The sequence below is a fragment of the Pseudomonas sp. S3(2024) genome (assembly GCF_036861315.1).
Taxonomy (GTDB): domain Bacteria; phylum Pseudomonadota; class Gammaproteobacteria; order Pseudomonadales; family Pseudomonadaceae; genus Aquipseudomonas; species Aquipseudomonas putida_A.
In genome coordinates, this window is the sequence record NZ_JAZAQQ010000003.1 from 153,326 (window position 1) to 167,899 (window position 14,574).

The following is a 14,574-nucleotide window of genomic DNA, read 5'->3' on the forward strand; positions in this document are numbered from 1 at the left end:
TGGCAAAAGAGGCAGCAAGTAGCGTGCCGTGCACGACGCCCACAGGCAGGGGCGACGTCGTGCACGGTCATCAGCGTATGCCTTAGCTCGCGCTGAAAAACAGCTGTCGGGCCTGCTCCACGCCGATCATGCTGCGGTAGTACGCCAGCCGTTCGGCCCGGCTCAACCCGCGAGTGCTGTCGGCATCGGATCCCAGTTGCCGCTCCGCGGGGGTTTTCAAACGTGCAGAGAGGAAGGCCTTGTCCGGCACCCATGAGGTGGAGTACAGAAAATGCGCGTACCACAGCACCTTGCGCGTGGTCTGGTCAGTGATGCTGTATTCGTCCAGGTAGAGCGCCTTGCCGCCCTTGAGGCGGCGTCGACTGACAGTTTTTGCAATACGGATGCTGTCATTGGTCTGAAGCCAGGCGACACCTGATGGTGTGGGTGATTGTGCCCTGGTCATCATCGACATGGCGGTTTTGGCCTGCTGATATAGGCTGTCGACGGCATCGCTCAGCGCCTTGTTCAGCACCGCAGCCGAGCGCTGGCTGCTGTCCGTGGCGTTACTGTCGGTCAGGGCCTGTTCAATGGCCGCGCTGACGTGTTCCAGTTGCAGGGCGTGCTGGTGAAACAGGTACTCGATACCGACCGCCGAGCGTCCGGACTGCTTCATGAGTTCGTTCATGCGCAGGGTGAACGCCGGCAGGCCGTCGAGCAGGTCCTGCCCCTTGTTCAGGCTGGTTTCGAGCGCTGGCGTCGGCGTCGGCAAGGCAGTGCTGATACGTTCGACCCACACCCCGGGAGTTTTTTGATGAAAGGTCGAGATGACCTTGTCCGTGAGCGGTGACTTGATGTCGACCAGGTCGGTTTCCAGGCCCTGTGCCGTCAGGCGCGGCTCGCCGATCAGCACGCCGTTGTAGCGGGTGCGGATGAACTTCTTTTTCGGCCTTGGCGGTTGCACGGGGAGCGCCGGGCGGCTGCGCAGGGTGTCGCGCTCTTCGAGCAACAGCACCAGGTTGTGGCGGGCGCTGCGGTTGAATTGCTCGAGCTGTTGGCGAAGGTTTGTCAGCGGTGCCTCTTGCACACTGTCAGCGAACGCGGACTTGAAGTCTGCCAGGCGCTCGTCGAGTACGTTGAATTGTTCGATCAGATCGTTGAGGCAGTCGATGCGTTCGTCGAGCCGGGAAACGCTGCGCTCCTCAAGGGTGTCGCGCAGCGCTTGAACGGCGATATCGGCGGTATCGACAATCTGGTCGAGACTGAGCCAGGCATCCGCGGCGGTCGCTACCGAGTGTTCGGGCAGGCAGACATTGCGCGCCAGTGTCACCTGCAGTGCCTTGAGATCCTCGATCGAGTACGCCGGGAGTGCCTTGCGGGTCAGTTGAATCAAGCGCAAGCCGTCTCTCTCGAACTCTTTGAGTTGCACCAATTGTGCCTGGATCTGCTCCAGACGCGTGATCATGTCCAGATTGAGCTCAAGCATCTGCCGCGTTTCGGCAATATGCCGGTTCTGGGGCTGTTCAGCCTGTTCTTCGAGATGATTGAGTACGCTGCGCAATGTCGGCGTGAACAGGGTCAGCGCTTCGCGAATCCCTGCATGGATGAGTTCGAGCTGCGCCTTCAGGTAGCTCAGGGATCTCTGTTGGTAGTCAGCCGTTGGCGAGAATACATGCAACGCCTTGAGATCGCTCAACGCCTGGGCATAAGCGACGCGTTGCCTGTCCAGAGACTGTAGAAAGAGCTGGCGGTGGGCCGCAGCGGTCTGAGCGGTGGCAGCGTTCATTGCCTGGCGGACCTGTTCCAGCTCGCCTTGCGCTGCCGCCTTACGGCTTTCGAAGGCGGTCAGGCGGGTGCGCAGTTTTTCCGCTTCGATGCGGCGTTGTGCTTCAGCCAGCTGTGTCAGGCCGGCCGAGCCGCCACCGCGCAGACGCAGTCGGGTATCGACGAACCAATCGCCACGCAGATTGCCGATCAAGGCTGGGCCGGTACGGGTTGGATCCTGCGGATCGATGATCATGACGGTACCGTTTTCGTCCACCGCGACCTCGAACCAGTCATGGCCCACCGGGGCGTACCATTTGCTGTTGTAGCTGTAGAGATTGCGATAGAGCCCTGGCGTGGTGTTGGCGCTACCCAGACGTTGCGGGCGAAGGATTTTGAAGTGGGACAGCACGGTGCCCAGACTTGCGGGCGTGCGATTCGCGGCGCCGCTGATATTCAGGGTTTGCTGCAGGTCAGCGGTTTCATGGGGAGCACTTTTTTCCAGTTGTTGCACGGTGATTTCAGTGGTCGTGGGGTCAGGGTTTTTCGGTGTTTCGCGTGCCGCTGTCTCATGGGCCAGCCGTGGTCGGGAGCGACCTGCGATGTGCAACGTGATCGCCATCCCCAGATTGAGCAACACCTCGGTGAACGCTGACCATTGCGCGGAAGAGTCATCCTGCTCCCGGGCTTCCTTCAGGGCTTGCAGTTGCTCCATCACCTGCCAGATCCACGTCGCGACACCCACCGTGCGTCCGAGGAACGGCAAGACGGCATTGAACAGGGTCCATCCGGCCTGTTTGAAACTGGCCCAGCGACTTTCCGCATTTGACACCGACTGGCGGTCGGCCAGCTCGACCAGCGCCGACGCGTTGGCTTTGTACAGAGCGCCTGGCAGATCGCCCTCCACGGTCTTTCTACCGAGGCTGATCGGCCCACTCATGACCCTCATTTTTTCCGCATCCACCAGAAACTCGGTGACGGCCCAGGGGGAGGGCAACGTGCCTGGAAACACATAGTTGGCGTAGTCGCTGCGCACGCGGTCCGGGAGCCAGGCGAGCACCGAGTCACGCAGACTGGCGGATTGCTGGATGGCGTACAGCAAGTTGCTGGGGGAAGGGTATTGGGTCAACGGCTGGTCGAGCATCGGTCGATACAGCAGGCACGGCCCGGCGCTCGGGTCCTCAGGACCGATCACGAACATGTTGGCGACTTCGTCATGGCTGCCGTCTGTTCTGCGTTGAGGTACGAAAGCCAGAGGCCGCATGACGATGGTCTGGTCCTCGACCATGCGATGGTTGCTGTCGGGATCCAGCACCGCGACGACATAGCGGTAACCGCGTGCGTCGATACCGGCCTTGCCGCGAATTTTCGATTGCAGGGCCAGCAGCGGCAACTGGATGCGCAAGTGTTGAGTGAACAGTGCCTGTCTCCCGGCGGAAGCTGGCGTGGTGTCGACCAACTGACGCTTGATCAGCGCCGGGTAGGTCGTACCGATATCCGCGCGGGTTACCAGGTCTTCCAGATAGCTTACGGTCAGCCATGTCGGCAATGGCTTGCCACGGGTGGAGTGCAGGGTCTTGTTGCCTACCGGCACTGCAATCAGATTCTGCAAGGCCAGATCGGTGACGCTGAAATTGTAAGTCTCGATTTTTCCCGGAACAGTAAAGGTGCCCCAGATCACCGGACTTTTGACCCGCAACTGGATCGACTCCAGAGCTGTTTCAAGATCGGTACGCTGCGCATCGGCGTGCGCGCGAAGGGTCTCGGCATGCAAGGCGTTCATTTCGCTCAGCGCGTATTCGCTGATTGGCAGGATGCCATCCAGATAGGACTTGCCGGTGTTCTGGTTATGCAGTGCAGCCAGATCCTTCAAGTGCCGGGAATAGTTGTTCAGATCCGGCAGTGATGCAGCAATGAGCCAGTCAGGCAAGGCATTCTGAAACCAGCTCAATGGCGGGCCGGGCTTTTTCGCCGTGGCGTCGACTTCGGGGGTGGCCGTGGACAATGGCTTGTCGAGCGGGGCAGGTGTGGCAGGAGAAAAATCCAGCGCGCCGATCACATCGATCTGAATCGAGACCAGTGCACACGCCTGATAATCGAAGATGCTGCCCGAGGGTTCCAGCAATCGCCAGTTCAACTGCTGGTACGGCTGAAGATTGCCCACGTGCGCAGGCAAGGATTTGCCCAGGTCATCAAGAGAGTCGAACTTCTGATAACCCTTGAGCAGTGAATGGGCGAGGATGACCGTCTTTCCCTGTTGTGTGCCGATCAGCACGGCCATCGATACTTCGTTCAGATGCTTTACGGTTGTGCCATCGATCAGATCAATGGCGATCAGGCAGGCGCTGTTCTGGTCATCGATTTTCCTGCCGGCCAGACCGGCAGTGCGATACAGCGCGCGGGCCATTGCGCAGTCACTCTCGCTCCAGCCTTGTACCTGATTGACGTTCCAGATCTCGCGCAGGGTGTTCGACAATGTATGCCAACGCGGGCCGTTGCTGTCGTCGGCGTTGTTCCAGTACGCCAGCTGTTGCTCCTGAAACGCCGTGAGCATGACCGGTGCCAGCAGGTTGAGCAGGCTGGCGATTTCGTCGATCCGTACCGGCAGGTGGACGGCCGGATCGCTGATCGGTTGTTGCGTCAGAAAGTGTTCACCTTCGATATACAGCGTCGGCGTGCCCTGCACGACCTGGGCGTCGAGGATTTCGGTCAAGGCCTGGTAGGTCGGATTTCCGGCAACGATCTGTTCGTCGACGATGGACCATTGCGGCGTGCCGATCATGGTAATGCTCGGCTCCAGATCAAGCGTGGGGTACAGCTTGCGCAAATGTTCGCGCAACAGCACGGCGGCCACGTCGCGCAAGTCGGGGCCGACACTCAATTGGGTGATCAGGGCTTCGGTGGGATTGGTGCCGGCAGCCGTCTGCCGGGTGGAGCTTGTGGTTGCTGAACTCATCGTGCGTCCCTGCGTTCTGGTGATGGAGGCGATCCCGAGGACAAGTCTCGGGATCGCTCCATGCTAGGGAGGCACGATGCAGCGTGGGTGGTAGATATGTAGGGCGTCGGACTATCGCCGGCGCCGGACCAGGCTCAGCGCAATTCGCCACACAGGTCGAGTTCGATCAGACGCCGCACTTCGGCGTTGTCCAGACCCGCACCGAGCAAGCCGTGCAGCTTGCCGAACGCCGCTTCTCGGGTCATGCCGCCACCGGACAACACGCCAACGCCGCGCAAACGGCTGCCGGCTTCATACACATCCAGCTCGACCCCGCCTTCATGGCACTGCGTGACCGCAACCACCACCACACCGTTGTCCCGTGCGCGGCCGAGGCTGGCAAGGAACTCGGGATTGTCGCTCGGTCCGGTGCCGCTGCCGTAGCACTCCAGCACCAGACCTTTGATACCGCTGGCCAGCAGGCCATCAACCACCTCGGCGCCGATGCCGGGGAACAGTGGCAGCACAGCAACCTTGGCCAGTTGTTTCGGCTGGTTGTAGTTCAGTGCGGCCGGAATCGACGGCGCTTTCACCCCGCCGCCCTGACGCTCCAGGCGCTTGAACGGATGCCGGCCGAAGCTGCGCACTTTCGCGCAACGGGTCGGCGCCAGCAGCTCGCCATGGAAATACAGGTGCACGCCCGGCGCCAGACCCTGACCCAGAGCAACGAGCGCGCCACCGAGGTTTTCCCAGGCATCGCTGTCGGTGACGCCGGCCGGCAGCATCGAGCCGGTGAAACACACCCGGGCATGCAGGCCGAGCAACTGGAAACTCATCGCCGCAGCGCTGTAGGCCAGGGTGTCGGTGCCATGCAGGATCAGCACGCTGTCGCAGCCTTGCACGTCCACCGCATCGACCACCGCTTCGCGCAGTTGCTGCCAGTAGGCCGGGGTCATGTTGGCGCTGTCGATCAGCGGCGACATTTCCCGGAAGCGCCACTGCGGCACCACCAGTTCGGGCTGGCTGTGCAGGTAGTCGCGCATGCGGGCTTCGAAACCGGACGCCGGGGCCAGACCGTTGGCACTGGCCTGCATGCCGATGGTGCCACCGGTGTAGAGCACCATGACGTTTTGGGCGGCGGGAAAGGAATTGGCAATCATCTGAGGGTCTCCACAAGAGATGACATTGTAGGAGTGAGCCTGCTCGCGATAGCGGTTCATCATTCAACATTGATGTTGGCTGAAAGACAGCTATCGCGAGCAGGCTCGCTCCTACAAGTTATTGCATCACAATAACTGACGGGCGCAGGGGATGCGCCCGTCATTCACCTGTCAGCGTTGCGCTGCAGGCACGCCTTGCGGCTCGACTGCGGTCTTGCCGGCGGCTGGCGCCTCGGTCGGCCAGGCCTTCAGGTCCAGATCCAGATCGGCAAATTTGCTGGAGTCGAACACGGGCTGCTTGATGCCGGCGCGGCGCTGTTCGTCGTAGTCGCGCATCACGCGCATGCCGACCTTGAACAGCATGGCCAGGGCCATCAGGTTGACGAAGGCCAGGCAGGTCATGGTGATGTCGGCGAAGGCGAACACGGTCGACAGATCCTGCATCGAACCCCATACCACCAGCGCCAGGACCAGACCGCGGAAAACCATCAGCAAGGCGCGGTTGCGGCTGAGGAACTGCAGGCTGTTTTCGCCCAGGTAGTAGTTGTAGAGGATGCAGGTGAAGACGAACAGCGACAGCGCAACGCTGACGAAGATGCGACCCCAGTCACCGACCACGGCGGCCAGCGAGTTCTGGGTCAGGACGATGCCGTCACCTTCGAAGCCCGGGGTGTAGAAGCCCGACAGCAGGATCAGCAGCGCGGTGCAGGTGCAGATCACGAAGGTGTCGAGGAATACGCTGAAGGCCTGAACCACGCCCTGGGCGCCCGGGTGTTTCACCGAGGCCACGGCGGCGACGTTCGGCGCACTGCCCAGGCCCGCTTCGTTGGCGAACACGCCACGCTTCACGCCCATGACGATGGCGCTGCCGAGCAGGCCGCCGAAGGCCGGGTCGAGACCGAAAGCGCTCTTGAAGATGGTTTCCAGCATCGCTGGCACGTGTTCGATCTGGGTGCCGATTACGTACAGGGTCACGCCGATATAGGCCAGGGTCTTGACCGGTACCAGCAGGTCGGACACTGCAGCGATGCGCTTGATGCCGCCGATGAAGGTGATGGCCAGCAGCACCGCCAGGACGATCCCGGTGTGGCTTGGGTCGAAGGCAAAGGCGTTTTGCAGCGAGTGGGTCACGGTGTAGGACTGCAGGCCGATGAAGGCGAAGCCGTAGGTGACCAGCAGCAGGACCGAGAACACCACTGCCATGCCTTTCAACTTCAGGCCGTGCTGGATGTAGTAGGCCGGGCCGCCACGGTACAGACCGTCGCCATCGGCGCGCTTGTAGACCTGCGCCAGGGTGCATTCGAAGAAGCTGCTGGACATGCCGACCAGTGCGGTCACCCACATCCAGAACACCGCACCCGGACCACCGAGGGTCACGGCGATGCCGACACCGGCGATGTTGCCTGCACCGACGCGGCCGGCAAGGCTGAGCATCAGGGCCTGGAACGAGCTGAGTTGCCCGCCGCTGCTTTTCAGGCTGTCGCGGAATACCGCGAACATGTGGAAGAAGTGGCGCAATTGAACGAAACGCGAGCGAATCGTGAAGTAGCTACCGAGCCCGACAATGAGCACGATCAGTACTTTCCCTGAGAGGAAGTCGTTGATGACTTCGAGCATGGATTTTTCCTCGCTGTTTTTTGTGTAAGCAAATGCTGGATGTTCAGAAACATCGCGTTACACCGGTTTGCGCGCGGCACGACAGGTGAGGCGAAGGTTTCGTCCCGGATCCATTTCGCGGGTTTGTTATTAGTTCGGGTTTCGCATGGGTTATGGCCTCGTTACCGACGACCGCTCACGCGAAGAGGGGCGGCACTATACCGATCAGTGCGGCGCCCGTCTGCACGCTCGTGGTGCAAGCGACGAAACGAAGCGTTGAAACACCCGGCGTTACCGGCGCCGGGCTTGTGCGGGAACTGCTCTTCTGTTGATGCAAACCCTGTGGTGAGGGGATTTATCCCCCCTCATCACAATGACTCACCTCTACATTGTTCAGTCCCCAGACATACGGGTCTCAGGATCAGAAAGTTAAAAAAAAGGGCTTGGGGACAAATCCCCAAGCCCTCAAAAGGTGAGAGGTGTCTAGTCCCTCGACCTGGTGAGCGGTGCTACAAATAACGCGTCGGCTCAGGCTTTGAGCGGAACCAGACGCGGAGCAATCATGTTTTCCGGGCGCAGGATGTCGGCGAGCATGGCCTCGTCGAGCAGGCCTTCTTCGCGCACCAGTTCCAGCACGCCGCGGCCGCTTTCAAGGGCGATACGGGCGATGCGGGTGGCGTTTTTGTAGCCGATGTACGGGTTCAGCGCGGTGACCAGACCGATCGAGTGCTCGACCAGTTCGCGGCAGCGCGCTTCGTTGGCGGTGATGCCGACGATGCAGTGCTCGCGCAGCATGTCCATGGCGCGTTGCAGCAGACGGATCGAGTCGAGGATCTTGAACGCGATCAGCGGCTCCATCACGTTCAGCTGCAGTTGGCCGCCTTCGGCTGCCATGGTCAGCGCCAGATCGTTACCGATGACCTGGAAGGCCACCTGGTTAACGGCTTCCGGAATCACCGGGTTGACCTTGCCGGGCATGATCGAGCTGCCTGGCTGACGCGCTGGCAGGTTGATCTCGTTGATGCCGGTGCGTGGACCGCTGGACAGCAGGCGCAGGTCGTTGCAGATTTTCGACAGCTTGACCGCGGTGCGCTTGAGCATGCCGGAGAACAGCACGAAGGCGCCCATGTCGGAGGTGGCTTCGATCAGGTCGGCGGCCGGCACCAGCGGTTGACCGCTGATCAGCGCCAGACGCTGAACGGCCAGCGCTTGATAGCGCGGGTCGGCGTTGATGCCGGTGCCGATCGCGGTGCCGCCCAGGTTCACTTCAGTCAGCAGTTCCGGGGCCAGCGTCTTCAGACGGGCCAGGTCTTCGCCCATGGTGGTGGCGAAAGCACGGAATTCTTGACCCAAAGTCATCGGCACGGCGTCTTGCAGCTGGGTACGGCCCATTTTCAGGACGTGATCGAATTCTTTGCCCTTGGCCGCGAAGGCCTGAATCAGGCTGTCGAGGCTGGCCAGCAGCGCGTCGTGACCCAGCAGCAGACCCAGGCGGATCGCGGTCGGGTAGGCGTCGTTGGTCGACTGCGCCATGTTGACGTCGTCGTTCGGGTGCAGGTACTGGTACTCGCCCTTCTGGTGACCCATTGCTTCGAGCGCAATGTTGGCGATCACTTCGTTGGCGTTCATGTTGGTGGAAGTACCGGCGCCACCTTGAATCATGTCGACCACGAACTCTTCGTGGAAATCACCGCGGATCAATCGGGCACAGGCTTCGCTGATGGCAGCGTGCTTGGCTTCGCTCAGATGACCCAACTCACGGTTGGCGTCAGCGGCGGCCTGTTTGACCATCGCCAGACCGACAACCAGTTTCGGGTAATGCGAAATCGGAACGCCGGAGAGACGGAAGTTGTTCACCGCTCGCAGGGTCTGGATGCCGTAATACGCTTGAGCCGGTACTTCGAGGGCGCCAAGCAGGTCGTTTTCTGTGCGGAAAGATGCAGCGGAGGACATGATAGAAATCATCTCGATATGGACCCGGTCTGTGCCGGAACGCTGCGAATGCTAGGCTTGTGGGATTTTTTGGGCCAATGCTGTTAAACACTGGCCTATGCACATTCGGCATAATGCCCATGTGACGCCGCGTGTGCGGCAGACGTGTGACCTGTTTTGGTGCGTTCTCGGGAGGGTGTGATGAATCTGGAAAGCAAATGGCTCGAGGACTTCAGTGCTCTGGCCGCCACCCGCAGCTTCTCGCAGGCGGCCGAACGACGCTTCGTGACCCAGCCGGCGTTCAGTCGGCGGATCCGCAGCCTGGAAGCAGCGCTTGGGCTGACGCTGGTCAACCGTTCGCGCACGCCGATCGAGCTGACGGCGGCGGGACAATTGTTTCTGGTGACCGCGCGCACCGTGGTCGAACAGCTCGGTGAAGTGCTGCGCCATCTGCATCACCTGGAAGGCGGGCAGGGTGAAGTGATGCAAGTCGCGGCCGCGCACTCGCTGGCGCTGGGTTTCTTCCCGCGCTGGATTGCGCAACTGCGTAATGAAGGGCTGAACATCGCCACGCGATTGGTGGCGACCAACGTCGGCGATGCGGTGCATGCGCTGCGCGAGGGTGGCTGCGACCTGATGTTGGCGTTCTACGACCCGGACGCGGCGATGCAGATGGACCCGGAAATTTTCCCGTCGTTACACTTGGGCCAGACTGAAATGCTCCCGGTGTGCGCAGCCGATGCCGATGGCAAACCGCTGTTCGATCTGGAAGGCGAGGCCAGTGTGCCGCTGTTGGCGTACAGCGCCGGGGCGTTTCTCGGGCGTTCGGTGAATGGATTATTGCGCCAGCGCCAGCTGCGTTTCACCACCATCTATGAAACCGCCATGGCCGACAGCCTCAAGAGCATGGCCCTGGAGGGGCTCGGCATCGCCTGGGTGCCGCAACTGAGCGTGCGTGCCGAACTGGCCCGTGGCGAACTGGTGGTCTGCGGCGGCCCGCAATGGCATGTACCGCTGGAGATTCGCCTGTATCGCTGCGCGCTGGTGCGCAAGGCCAACGTGCGGTTGCTGTGGCGCAAGCTTGAAGGCGGCGCTGCACAGGCTTCCTGAGCCATCGCAGATCCAATTGTGGGAGCGGGCTTGCTCGCGAATACGGTGTGTCAGTCGAGATTCATGTATCTGACCTGACGCCTTCGCGAGCAAGCCCGCTCCCACAGGGCGGATTTGCGGTGTTCTGTCGCTGACCTTAAAGTCAATAAAACCGGGCCTTTGGCTGATTTGACAGATGGTCGTTTCGGGGGCTGTTTATTGCTTTCTTTGCGGTATACTGCGCGGCCTTCGGCCGGTACGTCCGGCCATTTTTCGTACAATCAAGCCACGCAATCCTGCGTGGCTTGTTGTTTTTGACGCGCCTGCGGGCGCCCAGAGAGAAGAGGCGCGACGATGAGTGCACTGGTTGGCGTGATCATGGGCTCCAAGTCCGATTGGTCCACCCTTAGCCACACCGCCGATATGCTGGAAAAGCTCGGCATCCCGTACGAGGTCAAGGTGGTTTCCGCCCACCGCACCCCGGATCTGCTGTTCCAGTACGCCGAAGAGGCTGAGGGCCGTGGCATCGAGGTGATCATCGCCGGTGCCGGTGGCGCAGCCCACTTGCCAGGCATGTGTGCGGCCAAGACCCACCTGCCTGTACTGGGCGTTCCGGTGCAGTCGTCGATGCTCTCGGGCGTCGATTCGCTGCTGTCGATCGTGCAGATGCCGGCGGGCATTCCGGTTGCCACCCTGGCTATCGGCAAGGCCGGCGCGATCAACGCCGCGCTGCTCTCGGCGAGCATCCTTGGTGCCAAGCATCCACAGTTCCACGCGGTACTGAAAACTTTCCGTGCCGAGCAGACAGACAGCGTCCTGGACAATCCAGACCCACGTATTGCCTGAGGTTGTTGAGATGAAGATCGGTGTAATCGGTGGCGGCCAGTTGGGCCGCATGTTGGCGCTGGCGGGCACTCCGCTGGGCATGAACTTCGCTTTCCTCGACCCGGCGCCGGACGCTTGCGCCGCAGCACTGGGCGAACACCTGCGGGCCGATTACGGCGATCAGGATCACCTGCGCCAACTGGCGGATGAAGTCGACCTGGTGACGTTCGAGTTTGAAAGCGTCCCGGCTGAAACCGTGGCGTTCCTCTCCCAATTCGTCCCGGTCTATCCGAGCGCCGAAGCCCTGCGCATCGCTCGCGACCGCTGGTTCGAGAAGAGCATGTTCAAGGAGCTGGGCATCCCGACCCCGGCCTTCGCCGACATTCAATCGCAAGCCGACCTGGACGCCGCCGTGGCTGCCATCGGTCTGCCGGCCGTGCTGAAAACCCGCACCCTGGGTTACGACGGCAAGGGCCAGAAAGTCCTGCGCAAGCCGGAAGACGTGGTCGGTACGTTCGCCGAGCTGGGCAGCGTTGCCTGCCTGCTGGAAGGTTTCGTGCCGTTCACTGGCGAAGTTTCGCTGATTGCCGTGCGTGCCCGTGATGGCGAAACGAAGTTCTACCCGTTGGTGCACAACACCCACGACGGCGGCATCCTCAAGCTGTCGGTGGCCAGCACCGATCATCCGCTGCAGGCGTTGGCTGAAGATTACTCCAGCCGTGTGCTCAAGCAGCTGGATTATGTCGGTGTGATGGCGTTCGAGTTCTTTGAAGTCGACGGTGGCCTCAAGGCCAACGAAATCGCCCCGCGTGTGCACAATTCCGGGCACTGGACCACCGAAGGCGCCGAGTGCAGTCAGTTCGAAAACCACCTGCGTGCCGTGGCCGGCCTGCCGCTGGGTTCGACCGCCAAGGTCGGCGAGAGCGCGATGCTCAACTTCATCGGCGTGGTTCCGCCGGTTGAGAAAGTGATCGCCATCGAAGATTGCCATCTGCACCACTACGGCAAAGCCTTCAAGGCCGGGCGCAAGGTCGGTCACGCCAACCTGCGCTGCGCCGACATGGCCACGCTGCAAGCACAGATCGTCAAGGTCGAAGCGCTTATCGCCGAGTAAACAGTTTCATGTGGCAACGGCGGAACCTTCGGGAGCCGCCGTTCTCTCATGGCAGGATGCCAAAGTCTGACTAGGCTTTGGCATATCTACCATTCAGAGTCAGAGGGAAATGCCATGGGAATTATCGGAACCATCTTTATCGGCTTGATCGTCGGCCTGCTGGCACGCTTCCTCAAACCGGGCGATGACAGCATGGGCTGGATCATGACCATCCTGCTCGGTATCGGCGGTTCGCTGGCGGCCACTTACGGCGGCCAGGCCCTGGGTATCTATCAGGCAGGTCAGGGCGCAGGCTTCATCGGTGCACTGGTCGGCGCGATCGTGCTGCTGGTGATCTACGGCCTGATCAAAAAGAACTGATCCAAGCGACCAAGTCCTCTCTGCCAACGCGGCAGGGAGGGCTAGAATGCTCGGCGATTCAACGTCCTTCCTTTATCCGAGCATCTTTTACCGAGCACCTCCATGCGCCGTCTTCTGTTGACTCTTCTTTTGCTGGGCAGCGGTCTGGCCCACGCCGGCGAACTGCCGGAAACCGACTGGCTGGAACTGATGCCCAAGTCGGACCAGAAAGCCCTCGAGGCCATGCCCGAAATCGACCACAACTCCCCGGAAGCTACTGGCACCTTCACCGAGAAGGGCGGGATGAAACAGGCTAAAGGCCTGCCGGCGGTGATGTATTCGACCAAGACCGTGGCGTCGATGAACGACAAGCACATCCGCATCGGCGGCTACCCGGTGCCGCTGGAATCCGACGCCAAGGGCCGCAGCACGCTGTTCTTCCTGGTGCCGTACCCTGGCGCCTGCATCCACGTGCCACCGCCACCACCGAATCAACTGGTGCTGGTGCGTTATCCCAAAGGTTTGAAGCTGGACGATATCTACACGCCGCTGTGGGTAACCGGCACGCTGAAGATCGAGAAAGTCAGCAATGACCTGGCCGATGCGGCGTATGCGCTGGAAGCTGACAAAGTGCGGGTGGTGCAGGAGTCCGATCTCTAACACCTGCCACAAAACAACTGTGGGAGCGGGGGGGGGGGGGGGGGGGGGGGGGGGGGGGGGGGGGGGGGGGGGGGGGGNGTGGTGCAGGAGTCCGATCTCTAACACCTGCCACAAAACAACTGTGGGAGCGGGCTTGCTCGCGAAAGCGCTGTGTCAGACAAATTGATGTATCTGACCCTCCGCCTTCGCGAGCAAGCCCGCTCCCACATTTTGTTTTGCGGTGTTGGTCAGAGCGGTTTACTGCCGATGCTGACACCCATCGTATGGCTCGCACCCGAGACCAGATTCACCACATCATCCATCACATTCGCCGTCTCGATGCACAGCATGCGCTGCCAGCCATCGTTGTCCATGTCGGCCAGTGCTGCCGCGCGGTCGATCCACGGGTTCCAGATCACGGCGGTGCGTGAGCCGCTGGCGGTCAGTACGATGTGCCGTTCCCAGGTCGGGTCGACAATGCTCAGTTGCGGCGGAGCGTCGAGGTAGATGCGGTCGGTTTCGCCAGCGAAATGCAGGTCACCTTGCTGGCTGTGGGTTTTCCACTCATCCAGAGTCTCGATGTAATTCAGCCCTTCAACACCCTCGACGTGCACGTTGCGCACATCGCTGACCGCGAAATAAGTGTGCAGCGCCTGGCTGATGCTGACGGTTTCGACACCTCGGTTGTGGCTGGTCAGGCTGATGTGCAACTGATCACTCAGATGCAGGGTCAGGGTCAGATCGACCTGATGCGGCCAGCCCGGCAGGCCACCTTCGGGGTAGGGCAGCCTGAATTCAACCTTGACGCCGTCAGCCTCTGATTCGATGCCGCCCAGCTCCCAATCCATCGCCCGCACCAGACCGTGCGCGGGTGCCGGTTGCTCACCGGTGTACATGGCCTGCACGCTCTGCGGGTTGCGTTCGAACTTGCCGAACCATGGCCAGCACACCGGCACGCCGGCGCGAATACTTTTGCCGGTCTTGAACACAGCCTTGTCGTTGAGCCAGATGATCGGCGGCTGGCCGTCGATTTGATAACTGAGGATGTGCGCGCCTTGCTGGGCCACCAGCACTTCGGCCTGACCGTGGCGGATGCGCCAGCAGTTCAGTTCATCCAGTTTCACGGCTTCAACGTTGGGCGTGTTCATGGGGCAACTCTCGATCAGACACTTGGGACGACTATCGACCGCAAAACCGCGGCG

Annotated in this window: 10 protein-coding genes; 5 read left to right on the plus strand and 5 right to left on the minus strand. The window is 61.3% G+C overall.

All coding sequences use genetic code 11. The features are described 5' to 3' along the window. Positions 1-82 precede the first annotated feature (82 nt). The 4 genes from VLA07_RS09885 to aspA form a co-directional block, all read right to left on the minus strand. Positions 83-4,699 carry a hypothetical protein gene (locus VLA07_RS09885; protein WP_333989162.1) on the minus strand — a complete coding sequence of 1,539 codons (4,617 nt, stop codon included), beginning with the start codon at positions 4,697-4,699 and terminating at the stop codon, positions 83-85. Between the two features lie 134 nt (positions 4,700-4,833). Further along, a complete protein-coding gene (locus VLA07_RS09890; RefSeq protein WP_096795417.1) occupies positions 4,834-5,838 on the minus strand; it encodes an asparaginase in 1,005 nt (334 codons plus the stop codon). Between the two features lie 171 nt (positions 5,839-6,009). Then, the gene (locus tag VLA07_RS09895) at positions 6,010-7,455 is read right to left on the minus strand and encodes an alanine/glycine:cation symporter family protein (protein WP_097089448.1); all 1,446 of its coding nucleotides are present in this window, start codon (positions 7,453-7,455) and stop codon (positions 6,010-6,012) included. A 507-nt stretch (positions 7,456-7,962) separates the two neighbouring features. Continuing rightward, positions 7,963-9,387 carry an aspartate ammonia-lyase gene (gene aspA, locus VLA07_RS09900; protein WP_027610364.1) on the minus strand — a complete coding sequence of 475 codons (1,425 nt, stop codon included), beginning with the start codon at positions 9,385-9,387 and terminating at the stop codon, positions 7,963-7,965. A gap of 180 nt (positions 9,388-9,567) precedes the next feature. Here aspA and VLA07_RS09905 point away from each other — a divergent pair, with 180 nt between their 5' ends. From VLA07_RS09905 to VLA07_RS09925, 5 genes are all read left to right on the plus strand, one after another. After that, positions 9,568-10,476, plus strand: a complete 909-nt coding sequence (locus tag VLA07_RS09905; RefSeq protein WP_007962273.1) for a LysR substrate-binding domain-containing protein — start codon at positions 9,568-9,570, stop codon at positions 10,474-10,476. A gap of 333 nt (positions 10,477-10,809) precedes the next feature. Continuing rightward, positions 10,810-11,301 (plus strand): 5-(carboxyamino)imidazole ribonucleotide mutase, encoded by a 492-nt coding sequence (gene purE, locus VLA07_RS09910; RefSeq protein WP_003229641.1) that lies wholly within the window; start codon positions 10,810-10,812, stop codon positions 11,299-11,301. A gap of 10 nt (positions 11,302-11,311) precedes the next feature. Next, entirely contained in the window at positions 11,312-12,394 is a 1,083-nt protein-coding gene (locus VLA07_RS09915; protein WP_097089450.1) for a 5-(carboxyamino)imidazole ribonucleotide synthase, read from the plus strand. Positions 12,395-12,508: 114 nt separating this feature from the next. Further along, positions 12,509-12,754 (plus strand): GlsB/YeaQ/YmgE family stress response membrane protein, encoded by a 246-nt coding sequence (locus VLA07_RS09920; RefSeq protein WP_003229635.1) that lies wholly within the window; start codon positions 12,509-12,511, stop codon positions 12,752-12,754. A 102-nt stretch (positions 12,755-12,856) separates the two neighbouring features. Then, positions 12,857-13,393: a DUF3299 domain-containing protein gene (locus tag VLA07_RS09925; protein ID WP_027610367.1), complete on the plus strand. Its 537-nt coding sequence runs from the start codon at positions 12,857-12,859 to the stop codon at positions 13,391-13,393. A 227-nt stretch (positions 13,394-13,620) separates the two neighbouring features. On the opposite strand, the gene VLA07_RS09930 is transcribed toward VLA07_RS09925, so the two are convergent. Beyond that, entirely contained in the window at positions 13,621-14,520 is a 900-nt protein-coding gene (locus VLA07_RS09930) for a D-hexose-6-phosphate mutarotase (protein WP_150370027.1), read from the minus strand. Positions 14,521-14,574 lie beyond the last annotated feature (54 nt).